The organism is Hyalangium minutum (assembly GCF_000737315.1).
Taxonomy (GTDB): Bacteria; Myxococcota; Myxococcia; order Myxococcales; family Myxococcaceae; genus Hyalangium; species Hyalangium minutum.
In genome coordinates this window covers 157,551-171,124 of record NZ_JMCB01000022.1, presented here as the reverse complement: position 1 = coordinate 171,124, position 13,574 = coordinate 157,551, and the positions used below count along the sequence as shown (strand labels likewise).

The following is a 13,574-nucleotide window of genomic DNA, read 5'->3' as shown; positions in this document are numbered from 1 at the left end:
CCTGGCGTCATGCCGCCCATGCGCGAGCCGCGGGGGCACATGGCGAAGAGGGGAGCCTGGCAGGTAGGGCTGGCGCTGGGCCTGGCACTGGTGGCGCTGCCGGCGTGGGGCGCCCGGAAGGGGCCAGCCGACGCGGGGACCCCGGATGCGGGCGTGCCCACGGAGGTGGGTGTCTCCCGGACGGACGCTGGCTTTGCCGTGGAGACGGGGGGCGCGGAGGATGCGGGGGTGGCGCAGCCAGTCTTCCTGGCGCCCACGCTGCGGGCGGACTCACCGGCCACCTATCCGCCGCAGCTTGTCGCGGAGCGGGTGACGGGCTCGGTGCGCCTGGAACTCTTGGTGGACGAGGCGGGCGAGGTGGAGAGCGCCACGCTGGTGGCGGGGGTGCACCCGCTGCTGGATGACGCCGCGCTGCACGCCGCCACGGGCCTGCGCTTCAACCCGGCCACACTGGATGGCCAGCCGGTGCCCGTGCGGATTGGCTTCGAGTACCGCTTCGAGGCGCCGTCCGAGGTCGCCGAGAGCACCGATGGAGGCACGGCGCCAGCGCCCCGTCCCGTGACGCTGAAGGGCTTGGTGCGGGAGAAGGGCAACCGCCGGCCCTTGCCGGGAGCGGTGCTGCTGTCGGACGCCGCGCCGGACATGCCGGTGGAGACGGACGCGGAGGGGCGCTTCGAGGCCCGGTGGCCCTCATCCGCGCAGCGGGTGCGGGTGACTTCGCCGGGGCACAAGCCGAGCACCTTCATCGAGAACCTCCGCCCCAGCGAGACGCTCGAGGTGGTGTACGGGCTGGAGCCGCTGGTCATCAACCCGTACGAGACGGTGGTGCGCGGAGACCGCGAGCGCACGGAGGTGTCGCGCGTCACGCTGCACGAGGCGGAGCTGCGCGAGGTGCCTGGCACCATGGGCGATCCGTTCCGCGTGGTGATGCTGCTGCCTGGGGTGGGCAGCATGGTGTCCGGGGTGGCGTACCCAGTGGTGCGCGGCAGCCAGCCGTCCTCCACGGGCTACTACCTGGATGGCATCCGCGTGCCCATCCTCTTCCATCTCTTCCTGGGGCCGGCGGTGCTCCACCCGGACTTCATCGACACGATCGACTTCTACCCGGGCACGCCGCCGCCCAAGTACGGGCGGCTGATGGGCGGGGCCATCGACGGCCGGCTGAGCCGCCCGAAGGAGGACCGGGTGCACGGCAGCGCCTACGCGGACCTCATCAACGCGGGCGTCTTCGTCGAGTACCCGTTCAAGTCCACGGGCACCAACGTCTCCATCGCGGGGCGCTACTCCTATACGCCGTGGATCATCGCGCTGGCGGCCAACGCGTTCCAGGAGCCGCCGCCGCCGGGACGGAAGAACGACAAGATCGTCCTGGACTTCTGGGACTACCAGGCGCGCGTGGAGCAGGACCTGAGCGGCGGCAAGCTGCGCCTGTTCGCGTTCGGCTCCTCGGACACGTTTGGGACGAGGGCGCAGGACGCGTTCGGCTCCACCACGCTGCAGACCATCCTCTTCCACCGGGTGGATCTCCGGGACCGTCGGCCGCTGGGGCGTGGCGAGTTGGAGACGGGGGTGACGTGGGGCGTGGACCGGCTGTCGGTGGTCAGCAACAGCCAGAGCGACGACGACGAGTTCCGCATCGAGCAGGGAACCCTGGCGGTGCGCGCGGGCTACGAGACGCCGCTCACCGAGAGGCTGGCCTTGCGCGGGGGAGCGGACCTGGACCGCCGGCTTGCCCAGATCACGCTCCGCACCACGGAGGATCCGCTCGACGACGAGGATGTGGACCTCAATCTGCCGCGGGCCGTGGGTGTCTTCACGGGGGCGTGGGCCGAGCTGCTGTGGCAGCCCTCCGAGCGGTGGACCGTGGTGCCCGGCCTGCGCCTGGACAACTACCACCTGTCCGGGGGCTTCAACCACGTGGCCATCGAGCCGCGGCTCACCGCGCGCTACACGCTGCGCGAGGACCTGACGCTGAAGGCTGGCGCGGGGCTCTTCCACCAGGCACCCACCACGCTCATCAGCATCCCGGTGGTGGACGTCGCGGGGCTCGAACAGGGGCTGCAAGAGGCGCTGCAGTTCTCGGTGGGCGCGGAGTGGAAGGCCCCGAGAAACTTCGACGTCGGGGTGGACTTCTACATCAACCCCATGCTGCGCACGGTGGAGCTGACGCCGTTCGCGGACGAGACGCTCGGCGATGGCGATGACGATGGGGACGTAGGCTCGGACCTGCCCGATTTTTCCAGCCACGGCATGGCCTACGGCATGGAGGTGCTGATCCGCCGCCCGCTGGGAGGCAACTGGTTCGGCTGGCTCTCGTACTCGCTGCAGCGCAGCACGCGCTATACGCGCTTCGTGCGCTACAACGACTACGGCGAGGACATCGGTAAAGACGCGAAGAACCTGCCCTTCGTGTTCGACCAGACGCACATCCTGAACCTGGTCGTCAGCTACAAGTTCGCCAACAACATCACGCTGGGCGGAGTGCTGCACTTCAACACCGGTCGTCCCGAGGCGGGGCTGGGAGGCCAGACCCAGCGCGAGGGCATCCAGTGCATTCCGGAAGGCCCCAACAACTGCAGAGAGGTGCCTGGCTGGGTTCCCGTGGACCGCGACCAGGTCAGCCGGCTCCCCGCCTTCTTCCGCTTCGACGTGCGGCTGGCGAAGGCGTGGGCCTTCGAGACGTTCGCGCTCGAGGCGTACCTCGACATGCTGAACGTGACGATCAGCAAGGAGGTGGTGGGCTACGACTACATCAGCGGGGGATTCCCTGGCGCGTCACTGGAGAAGAAGCCCATCGGGATACCCGTGGTGTTGCCCATCATGGGGCTGAAGGGCCGCTACTGATTCGTCTCCCCTGTCTTGGGGAGGAAAGAGTGTTACCCGCCGCACAGCACCGAGGGGCTTGAACCTGGGTGCGATCGCGTCGTACGGGGGCGGTGGCAGGCTGCCCCCATCGCACCGCCCCTCCCTCTCTGTCAGGCCTCCTGATTTGGGCGCGGTGCATGGGGGGAGTTCTTCATGCTGATGTCTTCTGTTCGTGGGCGTTCTCACGTGAGGAGTGTCCACACCGAAGGTCCTTCGCCGTGTCTCCTCTTCGAGGCTTCGCGTGACGAGGCAGGACAGGTGCTCCACTTTCATTATGCCGGGGGGAACCCGGCCGCCGAGGCCCAGACCCGCGCGGCGGCCCATGAGGGAGGAGCGGCCCGATGGGCACAGGCCCTGGCGAGCGGCCTGGAGCGCGCGGCTTGCACGAGGGTGGTCGAGACGGGCGAGCCGTACATCACCGAGCTGTGCTGCCCGCTCGGCGCGCAGGAGCGCTGGTGGCTCGCCATGGCGGTGCGGCATGGGGATGGGTTCGCGCTCTGGATCCGGGACGTGACGGAGGCGCGGCTGGAGGAGTGCCGGGCCTGGGAGGCGCTGGCGCTGACGCAGGGCCGTGGGGAGCGCATGGAGGCGGAGGCCGAGAGCCGCGAGCGCTTCATGGGCATCCTGGGGCATGACCTGCGCAACCCTCTCAACGCCATCATCCTCTCCGCGAGGGCGCTGACGCGCTACGGCTCGCTCACCTCCACGCAGCAGGGGATGCGCCTGCGCATCCTGGCGAGCGCGGACCGCATGTCGAAGATGATCTCGGATCTCCTGGATCTCACCCGGGCGAGAAGCTCGGGCGGCTTCCCCGTGTCTCTGGAGCCCGCGAGCCTGTCCGCCATCTGCCGGCGGGTGCTAGAGGAACTGGAGGCGGCGTATCCGGACCGGCGCCTCTTCTATGAGGAGGAGCAACCGGTGGTGGGCGTGTGGGATGCGGATCGGCTGGCGCAGGTGGTGAGCAACCTGGTGGCCAACGCGCTGGAGCACGGGGGCGAGGAGGTGCCGGTGTCCGTCCGGGCCTGCCTGCGCGGGGAGCTGGTGGCGCTGGAGGTCCACAACCCGGGAACCCCCATCCCCGCGGAGCGGCTCGCCACGCTCTTCGAGCCCTTCCACTGCACCCGGGACGCGGCTTCGAGGATGCGCCGCAGCGGGTTGGGCCTGGGGCTCTACATTGTCCAGGAGATCATCCGGGCCCATGGCGGGCAGGTGACGGTGCACTCCTTGGAGGGGGAGGGCACCACCTTCACCGTGCTCCTGCCAAGAGACTCACGCGAGGCCGGGGAGGACAGCCCGATTCCGGAGCCGTTCAAGGCCCACGCGGAGTGAGCCGTGGGCCTCGCCGCGCCTAGCCCACCGCGTGGACGGTGGCCGCGGCGCGCAGGGTGAAGAAGGCCACCTCCGGCTCGGTGCCGCGCCGGAGGTAGGGACCGCCAAAGCCGAAGCCGAGCCCCTGGTTCACATAGAGCTGGTTGCCTTGCACCTGGTAGTGCCCGCGGATGTAGGGCTGGCCCGCGCGGCGGAAGAGGGCCTCGGTGAGGCCGCCCACCCAGAACTGGCCGCCGTGCGTGTGCCCGGAGAACTGCACCAGGCCCTGGTGCGGCGGCAGCTTCTCCACCGTGGGAGGCGTGTGCGCCAGCACCAGCCGCGTGCCCGAGGTGGGAGCGCCCCGGAAGGTGGCCGCCACGTCGTCGCGCCCGGTGCGCCCATCGTCCACGCCGAGCACCGCCGCCGGAGCGCCGCGCACCTCCACCACCCGGTGCTCGTTCTGCAGCACCGTGTAGCCCATCCGCTCGAAGCCCTCGCGCAGGTAGGGCGCGTTCACCCAGTGGTCATGGTTGCCCATCACCACGAAGACGGGGCCCTGCAGCCCCGCCAGCAGCTCGCGCACCCGCGGCAGCGGCTTCGGGCTGTGCGTCACGTAGTCGCCCGTGAGGAACACCAGGTCCGGCGACGACGCGTTCACCGCCATCACCGCGCGGCGGATGCGCACGTCCGAGGTGGCCTGCCCCACGTGAATGTCCGACAGCTGTGCCACGCGCAGGCCGTCGTGCTTCGGGTGCAGCCCGGGCACGTGCAGCTCGTACTCGTTGAGCGCGAAGTGGTCTCGCCAGCGCAGCCGCATGTCCGGCCGCAGTGGATCCTCCACGCCGCGTGCCACCACCTCGTTCCGTGCCAGGGCCAGGCGGTTGCGCCGCTGGGAGAAAGGCCCGGGGCTCGCGGAGCGGCGGGCGAGGCGTTGGGAGAGTCGCAGGCGCATTCGGTTCCTTCCGAGGTCGGTGGGGGAGCGGCGAATTCTAGAGAAGACCTCCCACGGGAATGAAGGTGGGGGAACAGACCTGCTTGCCCCACGAGCATCCGTGGCTACCGCTTGGAAGAAGCGCGGAAACCGTCGGGAAATTCCATTACCCGCCCGACAAGGGGGCCTGGCGGGAGGCTCGCCTCGTTAGCTGCCGGGCAATACCTTGCAAGGTGCTGGCCGTGGGAGCGTCGCGTCCTGACGCAGGCGTGTTCATATGACCCCTCCGGAGCTTTCACCACACGCCGCGATGTTCGAAAGCTTGCTGGAGGGAGCCCCGCTGGGCATCGCCCTCTTCGACACGGAGCTGCGCTACCTGCAGATCAACTCCCGGCTGGCGGCCATGCATGGCCTGTCCCGAGAGGCTCACCTGGGCAAGCGGTTGACCGAGCTCATCCCGCCCATTCCCGCCCGGCACAAGGTCGTCGAGTGCATGCGCGAGGTGCTTCGGACGGAGCAGCCCATCACCGGCGTCGAGCTCCTCTACGAGGACTTCTGCACTCCGGGCCGACAGGTGCTCACCGTGACCCGCTTTTACCCGCTCCGCCACAAAGGGCGGATCACCGGGGTGTATGCCTTCGTGGAGGACATCACCCAGCGCAAGAACGCGGAGCGGCAGCGGGACGAGCTGCTGGCACGGGAGCGGTTCGCGCGCGAGCAAGCCGAGACCGCGGCCCGGGAGCTGGCGGAGAGCGAGGCCCGCTATCGAGCCATCCTCGCCGCGCTCGGAGAAGGCATTGTCGTCCAGGGAGAGCGGGGAGAGATCCTCACCGTCAATACCAGCGCCGAGCGGATCCTGGGTCTCTCGATGGAGCAGATGAAGGGGCTCACGTCGATGGACTCCCGGTGGAGGTCCATCCACGAGGACGGCTCACCCTTACCGGGCGAGGAGCATCCGGCCATGGTGGCGCTGCGCACCGGCGAGCCCGTCCGGAACGTGATCATGGGCGTGGACCTGCCCGACGGCTCGCGGGTGTGGCTCTCGGTCAATGCCCAGCCCGTGCGCCGCTCCAGCAGCAAGCCTCCAGAGATGGTGGTGGTCTCCTTCTTCGACATGACGCAGTACCGGGAGGCGCTCCAGACGCTCTACCTGAGCGAGCAACGCTTCCGCTCGCTGGTGGAAGCCACCACGCAGATGGTGTGGACGGCGGATGCGTGGGGGCACAAGCGCGGGGACTCGCCGAGCTGGCGCGCTTTCACGGGCCAGAGTCTGGAGGAGTTCTTCTCCGAGAAGGCCTGGGAGCGGGTCATCCACCCGGAGGACCTCGAACACGCGAAAGCCGTGTGGCGCGAGGCGGTGGTGCGCAAGAGGTCCTTCGAGGGCGAGGAGCGTGTGCGGGGGCATGACGGCGAGTACCGGCTCTTCCACGTGCGCGCCGTCCCGGTGCTCGCCCCGGACGGGAGCGTCCGCGAGTGGATTGGCGCGCACACGGACATCACCGAGGCCCGAAAAGCGGAGGAGGAGCGCCTCCGCCTCCTCCGGGAGACCCAGGAGGCGGTGCAGGCCCGGGATGAGTTCCTCACCGTGGCGGCCCACGAGCTGCGCACGCCGCTCACGAGCCTGCGCCTCCAGCTGCAGCTGCTCCGGCGGGAGGCGCGGAGCGGCGGTGAAGCGGGGGCGCAGCTCGCCTCACGCTGCGAGGCCATGGAGCGGCAGATCGGCCGGCTGGCGAGCCTCATCTCCATGCTGCTGGACGTGTCGCGGCTGGCCAAGGGCCAGCTGCGCCTGGAGCTTCGGGAGGTGGATCTGGCGGAGCTGGTGGACCAGCTCGTGGAGGACTTCGCGGGAGAGTTCCAGCGGGTGGGCGCGGTGCTGCGGGTTCGAGGCGTGGGGACGCCGTTGGTGGGGCGGTGGGATCCGCTGCGGCTGGAGCAGGTGGTGGTGAACCTGCTGTCCAACGCGGTGAGATACGGGCGCGGCAGGCCGGTGGAGCTCGCGCTTTGGCGCGAGGGGGGCACCGCCGTGCTCTCGGTGAAGGATCAGGGGATCGGCATCTCGCGGGCGGACCTGGCGCGCATCTTCGGGAAGTTCGAGCGCGCCGTGTCCGAGCGGCACTACGGCGGGCTGGGCCTGGGGCTCTACATCACCCGGCAGATCGTCGATGCGATGGGCGGCTCCATCCAGGTGGAATCCCAGCCCGGCGAGGGCTCCACCTTCACCGTGCAGCTCCCGCTGGGTCTGCCCGCCTATATGGAGGAGGGGCACCCTCTGTGAAGAGGGCACCCCTCGGGGCGCGCCGCGCTCAGTGGCCGCGAATCACCGTGAGGCCCGAGTCGGTGAGCACGTAGAGCATCGCCGGGGTCACCGTCGGGTCATAGAAGAGCTCCTTCACGGTGCTGCCCGCCACGCCCTGCACCTGGCTGAGCTGCTGCTGCGCATCCAGCCGCCACAGGCCGCCGCCCGACGTGCCGATGAAGAGCGAGCCGTCATCCGTGGCCGCCAGTGACAGCAGCGAGTCCGTGGGCAGGCCCGGAATCTTCACCGCGTGCGCCTCGGTGCGGTCGCGGATGGTGAACTTCCACAGGCCGAAGTCCTTGCTGGCCGCGTAGAAGCTCCCGTCCTTCGTCTGCTGCACGCCGCGCCAGTAGTCCTTGTCCTCCAGGCTGTTCACCTCGGGCAGGTAGCTGTTGAGCAGCTCCGGGTTCACGGTCTGGTCCGTGTCGTCCCACCACGCCAGGTCGGGAGTCGGCACCACCACGCCCAGGTTCCAGTCGTTGCCGATGAGCACCTCGCCGTTCTGGCCGATGCCCAGCGCGTACGAGAGGCCGGCCATCTGCGTCTTGCGCTCGCGGCCGCGCTCGTCCACGTCATACCGGAACCACACCGGGTGCCGGTGGCTGTTGTAGACGAGCCCCCGGATGCGCGTCACCCCGTGGTTGGTGCCGATATACACCTCGCCCTTGAACTGCCCGCGCATCACCTTGGTGCACGTGAGCACCGAGCGGTCCTCGTCGAAGTGGTGATCGTTCGTGTTGCGGATGCCGACGTCCTGCGGGCCGTTGGGACGCGCCGAGCGCTGCAGGTGCTCCTCCAGCTCGATGGTGCCGTCCGCGGTGAGCCGCACCGCGTCCATGTCGCCCTTCTGATACTCCGCGTACATCAGCGGGTCGAACCGGCTCTCGTCTGGATCATCGTAGTTGGGGAACGAGCGCCCATCCGGGCTGTAGATGAACGCGTCGGGCAGCGTGTCGGCCATGTAGCCCACGTAGGCGCGGCCCGCGCTGCCACCGCAAATCACGGTGGAGCCCAGCGCCAGCTTGTCCGGCCCGAAGCCGTCGCGCGCCTGGCCGATGTTGCTCACCCACCGGGGCTGGGTGTCGCCCGGCCGCAGCACACCGATGCGCTCGCCGTCCAGCAGCCAGAGGTTGTACGCGTCATCCACGCCCATCGAGCGTACGCGGCCCAGGTTGTAGCGCTGGGTGTAGTTGACCACGGGCTCGTTCGGCCACGGCCCCGGCCCAGCCTGGGGCGGAGTGCCTGCATCCGGCGGGTTGCCTGCGTCGGGATTGTCCGGCGGATTGCCCGCGTCTGGGTTGCCCGGCGGGTTGCCCGCGTCCGGGTTGCCCGCGTCTGGGTTGCCCGGCGGGTTGCCCGCGTCCGGCACAGGAGTCTCGCGCCGAATCTCTTCGGGAGGCGTGGCCCCTGTGCTCGAGCCGCCGCAGGCCCACGCCACCGCCATCACCATCACCGCACACGCCGCCACCAGTCTCCGTCTCACGTTCTCTTGCCTCCTCGGCCGAGGATCAGGAGCAAACGCCGTACCGGGCTTCCGGCAGGGATTGTGGGGCCGGTGAGGGTGGGTGAGACCTCAGGGAGGGAAGGGATTTTCCCAAAAACACCCGGGCCCGCTCCCCAGTGAGGGAAGCGGGCCCGAGCGTTTGAAACCCGAAGTGGAACTACTTCAGCGACTTGTTGATGTCGTCGCGGGTCTCGTTCGTCTGCTCCTTCACGTCGTTCTTCATCTCGGTGGCGCCGCTCTTGATGTCCTGACCCGCCTCGTGGAGGTCATCGCGCACCGTGCCGGAGCCACCGGTGTTGTCGTGCATCATCGAGTCGTTGTTGATGCTGTTGCTCTTCATCGACTTGTCGACCGGCTTCTTGGTGGTGGCCTTCATGCTGGTGGCACGCAGCTCCACCGCGACGATGTCCTGGCCCTCGAGCTGGAACTTGGCGCGAACCTGGGCGCCCTCAGGCAGCGCGTCCTTGTCCACCTTCTTGCCGTCCAGCCACAGCGCCGTCTTGTCGCGGATGTCCAGGTCCGCGGCCGGCAGGCCCGGGCGCTCGATGGTCACGCCCTCGAGGGTCTTGTCCTTGAGCTTGCCCGTCAGGGTGAAGGCCTGGGCGGTCTTGAAGGTGCCCTCGCTCTCGGTCTGGATGCCCGTCACATCCTTGGCCGTCTTGGCGATCTTCGGACCCACCTGGGTCGCGTCAACGCCCTCCTCGGCATCCCGTTGGGACTCCTTGATGGAGTCGCCGGGTTTCTGCGTGAACACCTGGCTGGCGTCGCGCTTCTTCTCCGCCTGCTTCTGCTCGGCCTTCTGAACCTTGTCGGTGGCCGTCGTGTCGTTCGCAAAGGCCGCGGTACCCACGCAGATGGCCAGCGCCGCAATAAGCTTCTTCATTCCCGTATCCCCTTATCCCCATGAACGGAGTGAATGAACTTCGGAGGAAATGGTGGGGACCCTGTTCCGCTGTGCCAACCGGGTGTTGTTCCTCCATCGATTCCTGATCGGAGAGCAGGCAGGCAGAGCAGGCAGGCAGCCGGGCGCTGCTCTGCTCACCAGACTTTGAGCAGCCGGGGACGGCAGTCGAACTTCGGGTTCCGAAGGTCAATCACGTACATGTCGCCGGTGGTCTCCTCGAAGGTGCCGGCGAGCATGCCCAGGCCCGCGGCGCTCGCGATGTACCAGGCGTCCTGGCCCTTCAGCTCCGAGATTCTGCGGAGATAGATGACGCGGCCCTCCACGGCCCAGAGGGTGCGGATGACCTCGGGGTGACGGGCGAGCGCCTCTGCGGGAGGCGGCGTGAGCTTGGCCAGCGCGGGAGGCACCGCCTCCAGCACGTACGCGTCGAAGGCCTTGTTGCCGCTGCGCTCCACCACCTGAACGGAGCGCAGCTGGCCGTCCGGGGTCTGCTGCAGCTCCAAGACGATGACGAGCTCCGGCGCGGGCTGGGCGAGCTGCTGCAGGGACTCGCCCGCCTGGAGGAAGGCGCGCATCGAGTCGTGCGCCGCGTTGCCTCGGGAGATGGACTCGAGCCGCTCCGAGGCTTTGGGAGGCTCGCGGCCGATCGGGCCTCGGACCTTGCCCGGGCGGGTGCTGCCGGTGGCGCCGAAGCTCTGGGCCTGCCGCAGGTACTCCTCGGCGAGCCGCTTGCCCGTGCCCTGCACATCGAAGAGCGGCGCGTTCTCCATCTGCTTCGCCAGCGAGGTGCGGATCTGGCTGAAGTACGGGTGCACCAGGCCGTTCTCCACCCGGAGCGTGGCGAGATCATCCTCGGCGAACGTCTGCACGCGCTCGGTGACGCGGGCCAGCTCCTCGGCCTTGAGCACCTCGGGGGAGAGGCTCGGGTCTCCTGGGAGGAGCGTCCTTCCCCGGGGCTTCTCCGCCGCCGTCTCGGGCACGCTCCAGCCTCCCGAGGGCGTGGGCGGCACGAGCGATGGGCGCTTCAGCTCCTCCACGAGCGGCGCATCCTCGGGAGGTCCGGAGTGGGGCGGAGCAGCCGGGGCGGCCACCTCGGGCGTGGGCTTGGGCGAGGACGGAGCCGGGCGCTCGGAGGCCGCGGGAGGACGAGAGACAGGGCGGGGCGCCTCGGGCCGGGCGGGTGCGGCGGGAGGCGGGGGCGGGGGAGACGGAGGCGTGGGAGGCGCTGCTGGGGGCTCGGGAGGCGGCGTGAGCACCTCGACAATGAGGGGCTCGGTCTCCGGGGGCAGGGCGCTCGTGGGGCGCACCGGCTCCTGCTCCCAGAGCAGGGCCAGGATCGCCGCATGGAGGAGGACCGAGATGAGCCCGGCCCAACCGAGGCGTGAGCGCCGCATGGCTCCACGCTCCCAGAAAGGCAGCCCGCGCTCAACTCCACCCCGTCACCGGGTGGACAACCGGGCCGCGCGAGCGTGCGCGCGTGGACTCAGGCGCAGTGATCGCAGAGGCCGCGCAGGTGCACCTCCACGGCGCGCGCGGAGATGCTCTTGGGAGTACCCTTGGCGGAGCTGATGCGGACGGATGCCTCGGGCAGGCAGGAGACGGTGCCGCAGTCGGTGCAGGTGAAGTGCGGGTGGTGGCCGGTGTGCTCCCGGCCCGCGCGCCGCAGCTCGAAGCGCCACACATGGTCGCCCAGGTCCGCGCGCACCACCAGCCCGGCCTCGGTCAGGTCCGTGAGGTTCCGATAGATGGTGACGCGGTCGTAGCCCTGGCTCCCCAGCGAGTCCACCAGGTCCGCGTGGCTCAGCGGCGAGGTGGCCGCCTCCAGCTCTCGAAGCACGGCGACCCGAGGCGCGGTGCTGCGCAGCCCCGCCGTGCGGATCTTGTCCTGGTACTCGGCGAGCGCCAGCGGTGCGGCGCGCTTCTTCGAGGCCATGGCCGTCCGCATGGCCGATCTGCTGCTCACTCTCTTCATGTAGCTGGATTTCATTTGAACTCTGGAGGCGATAACCAGACCCCCCAGCTTCTGTCCAGCCGGAAAGCAGGAAGGCCGCCCCCTCCCCAGGCGGCGGGGAGAGTGGCGGCCCTCTCAGTCAGGCCTCAGCCTGTGGCCTAGAAGATGCTCCAGAGGTACTGGTTCGTCACTTCGTGGTGGAACTGGATCTCCGCGGCCTTGACGCGGGTGCCCAGCTGCTTGGGGCAGCGCTCGGCCGAGGCCTGCTTCAGCTCGGCGAACTTGCCCTGCACGTTCTCGCCCAGCGTCTGCGCGATGAACTGGCTGCCCTTGAAGAGGCGGATGGCGTCGAAGATGTTGTCCGGCAGGAAGCGGGTGCGGCTGCGCTTGGTCTCCGCGTCCTCCTGCGGCTGCGGGCCCTCCAGGCCGGTCTTCAGCAGCGTGAAGAGCACCATGTACGGGTTGGAGTCCGGGGCCACCGAGCGGCACTCGATGCGCGCGCTGCGCTCGTTGCCGAACGGGATGCGGACCATGGCGCCGCGGTTGTTCGGGCTGGCCTTGATCTGGTTGGGCGCCTCGAAGTGCGGGTCCAGGCGGCGGTACGCGTTCACGCTGGAGTTGAGCACCAAGCAGATGTCGTTGGCGTTGTTGAGGATGCGGTCGAGGAAGTCCCAGCCCATCTGGCTGAGGCCGTCCTGGCCGCCCTTGTCGTAGAACAGGTTCTTGCCGCCCTTGGACAGCGACATGTTCATGTGCATGCCGTTGCCGTTGATGCCCGTCATGGGCTTGGGCAGGAAGCTGGCCGTCAGGTCCATCTCCGCGGCCACCTGGCGACAGAGCAGCTTGTAGAGCTGGATCTGATCTGCCGCGATGAGCGCCTCGCTGTAGGAGAAGTTCATCTCGAACTGGCTGGGCGCCACCTCGGGGTGATCCTTCTCGTTCTGGAAGCCCATGGCGCGCTGGGCCTCGGCGGCCTTGTCGATGAAGGCGCGCAGCTTGTCACCCGGCAGCGAGTGGTAGTAGCCGCCGGTGGAGATGAACTCGAAGTGCTCCGTCTCGTGGTAGTGGCGCTCGGCGTCGCGGCCCTTGAAGAGGAAGCCCTCGATTTCGGGCGCCGCGTGGAACACGGTGCCGTCCTTGGCGTACATCTGATCGGTGATGCGCTTGAGCAGGCCGCGCATGTCCGAGTGGTACGGGGTGCCGTCGCGCTCGAGCACCTCGCTGAACATCAGCACCTTGCCGGGGCCGAAGATGTCGGCCGGTAGCCAGTAGAACGAGGCCCAGTCGAGCGAAAGGCGAAGGTCGCTCTCGGCCTGGGCGGAGAAGCCGCGGATGGAAGAGCCGTCGAACGTGAGGTTGTCCGAGCTCTTGAGGAGGAACTTCTTGTCGTAGTCCAGCATGTGGAGGCGGCCCTCCAGGTCCGTGAAGGCCACGGTGACCGCCTTGATGCGCTTCTCATCCGTGAGGTACTTGATGCGCTCCTCGCGGAGCTTGTCCGGAGACTCGCGCCGCAGGCGCTGCTCCTTGACGCGGAGGTTCATCACCTCCAGCTCGTCGTACGGAATCTCGAGGAAGTCGCGCAGCCCCTTCGTCTCCATTGTGTGCCTCCATGCGACCCCCGTCGCCTGTCTGGCCCGGGGGCGAAAATTCGCGGGCCCATGTATTTGCACTTCGAACCGGCGAATCAAGCCTAAAGTTCCAGAGAGTTAATGTAAATGTCTGGTTCTTTGGTCTTGTACGACTGAGTGAGAGCTAGACCGACCCGCTGGAGGGCACTCGCGCGCCGGGTGGTGAACAGAGGAGGGGCGCAAGGGC

Annotated in this window: 9 protein-coding genes; 3 read left to right on the top strand and 6 right to left on the bottom strand. The window is 68.8% G+C overall.

The window, feature by feature from the left end; translation table 11 throughout:
* Positions 1–39 precede the first annotated feature (39 nt).
* Entirely contained in the window at positions 40–2,844 is a 2,805-nt protein-coding gene (locus DB31_RS38360) for a TonB family protein (protein ID WP_157232374.1), read from the top strand.
* A gap of 279 nt (positions 2,845–3,123) precedes the next feature.
* Positions 3,124–4,194 carry a sensor histidine kinase gene (locus DB31_RS38355; RefSeq protein ID WP_240487132.1) on the top strand — a complete coding sequence of 357 codons (1,071 nt, stop codon included), beginning with the start codon at positions 3,124–3,126 and terminating at the stop codon, positions 4,192–4,194.
* A 19-nt stretch (positions 4,195–4,213) separates the two neighbouring features.
* Here the strand turns inward: DB31_RS38355 and DB31_RS38350 are convergent, their stop codons facing one another.
* Complete coding sequence (locus DB31_RS38350) at positions 4,214–5,125, bottom strand: metallophosphoesterase (RefSeq protein ID WP_044197559.1); 912 nt, start codon at positions 5,123–5,125, stop codon at positions 4,214–4,216.
* Between the two features lie 289 nt (positions 5,126–5,414).
* Here DB31_RS38350 and DB31_RS45640 point away from each other — a divergent pair, with 289 nt between their 5' ends.
* A complete protein-coding gene (locus DB31_RS45640) occupies positions 5,415–7,379 on the top strand; it encodes a PAS domain-containing sensor histidine kinase (protein ID WP_052420581.1) in 1,965 nt (654 codons plus the stop codon).
* Positions 7,380–7,407: 28 nt separating this feature from the next.
* Here DB31_RS45640 and DB31_RS38335 read toward each other — a convergent pair whose 3' ends face one another.
* From DB31_RS38335 to DB31_RS38315, 5 genes are all read right to left on the bottom strand, one after another.
* Positions 7,408–8,883: a hypothetical protein gene (locus tag DB31_RS38335; RefSeq protein ID WP_157232373.1), complete on the bottom strand. Its 1,476-nt coding sequence runs from the start codon at positions 8,881–8,883 to the stop codon at positions 7,408–7,410.
* A 178-nt stretch (positions 8,884–9,061) separates the two neighbouring features.
* Complete coding sequence (locus DB31_RS38330; RefSeq protein ID WP_063769302.1) at positions 9,062–9,787, bottom strand: hypothetical protein; 726 nt, start codon at positions 9,785–9,787, stop codon at positions 9,062–9,064.
* 155 nt (positions 9,788–9,942) lie between these two features.
* Positions 9,943–11,202: a TonB C-terminal domain-containing protein gene (locus DB31_RS38325; RefSeq protein ID WP_044197555.1), complete on the bottom strand. Its 1,260-nt coding sequence runs from the start codon at positions 11,200–11,202 to the stop codon at positions 9,943–9,945.
* Between the two features lie 89 nt (positions 11,203–11,291).
* A complete protein-coding gene (locus DB31_RS38320; protein WP_240487130.1) occupies positions 11,292–11,753 on the bottom strand; it encodes a Fur family transcriptional regulator in 462 nt (153 codons plus the stop codon).
* A gap of 164 nt (positions 11,754–11,917) precedes the next feature.
* Positions 11,918–13,357, bottom strand: coding sequence for a glutamine synthetase family protein (locus tag DB31_RS38315; RefSeq protein ID WP_044197553.1), 1,440 nt, complete (start codon positions 13,355–13,357; stop codon positions 11,918–11,920).
* Positions 13,358–13,574: the final 217 nt, after the last annotated feature.

Excerpts from the sequence above, each read along its gene's own strand:
- DB31_RS38320 (WP_240487130.1), bottom strand. The coding sequence starts at position 11,753 with ATGCGGACGGCCATGGCCTCGAAGAAGCGCGCCGCACCGCTGGCGCTC.
- DB31_RS38350 (WP_044197559.1), bottom strand. The coding sequence starts at position 5,125 with ATGCGCCTGCGACTCTCCCAACGCCTCGCCCGCCGCTCCGCGAGCCCC.
- DB31_RS38325 (WP_044197555.1), bottom strand. The coding sequence starts at position 11,202 with ATGCGGCGCTCACGCCTCGGTTGGGCCGGGCTCATCTCGGTCCTCCTC.
- DB31_RS38330 (WP_063769302.1), bottom strand. The coding sequence starts at position 9,787 with ATGAAGAAGCTTATTGCGGCGCTGGCCATCTGCGTGGGTACCGCGGCC.
- DB31_RS38360 (WP_157232374.1), top strand. The coding sequence starts at position 40 with ATGGCGAAGAGGGGAGCCTGGCAGGTAGGGCTGGCGCTGGGCCTGGCA.
- DB31_RS45640 (WP_052420581.1), top strand. The coding sequence starts at position 5,415 with ATGTTCGAAAGCTTGCTGGAGGGAGCCCCGCTGGGCATCGCCCTCTTC.
- DB31_RS38315 (WP_044197553.1), bottom strand. The coding sequence starts at position 13,357 with ATGGAGACGAAGGGGCTGCGCGACTTCCTCGAGATTCCGTACGACGAG.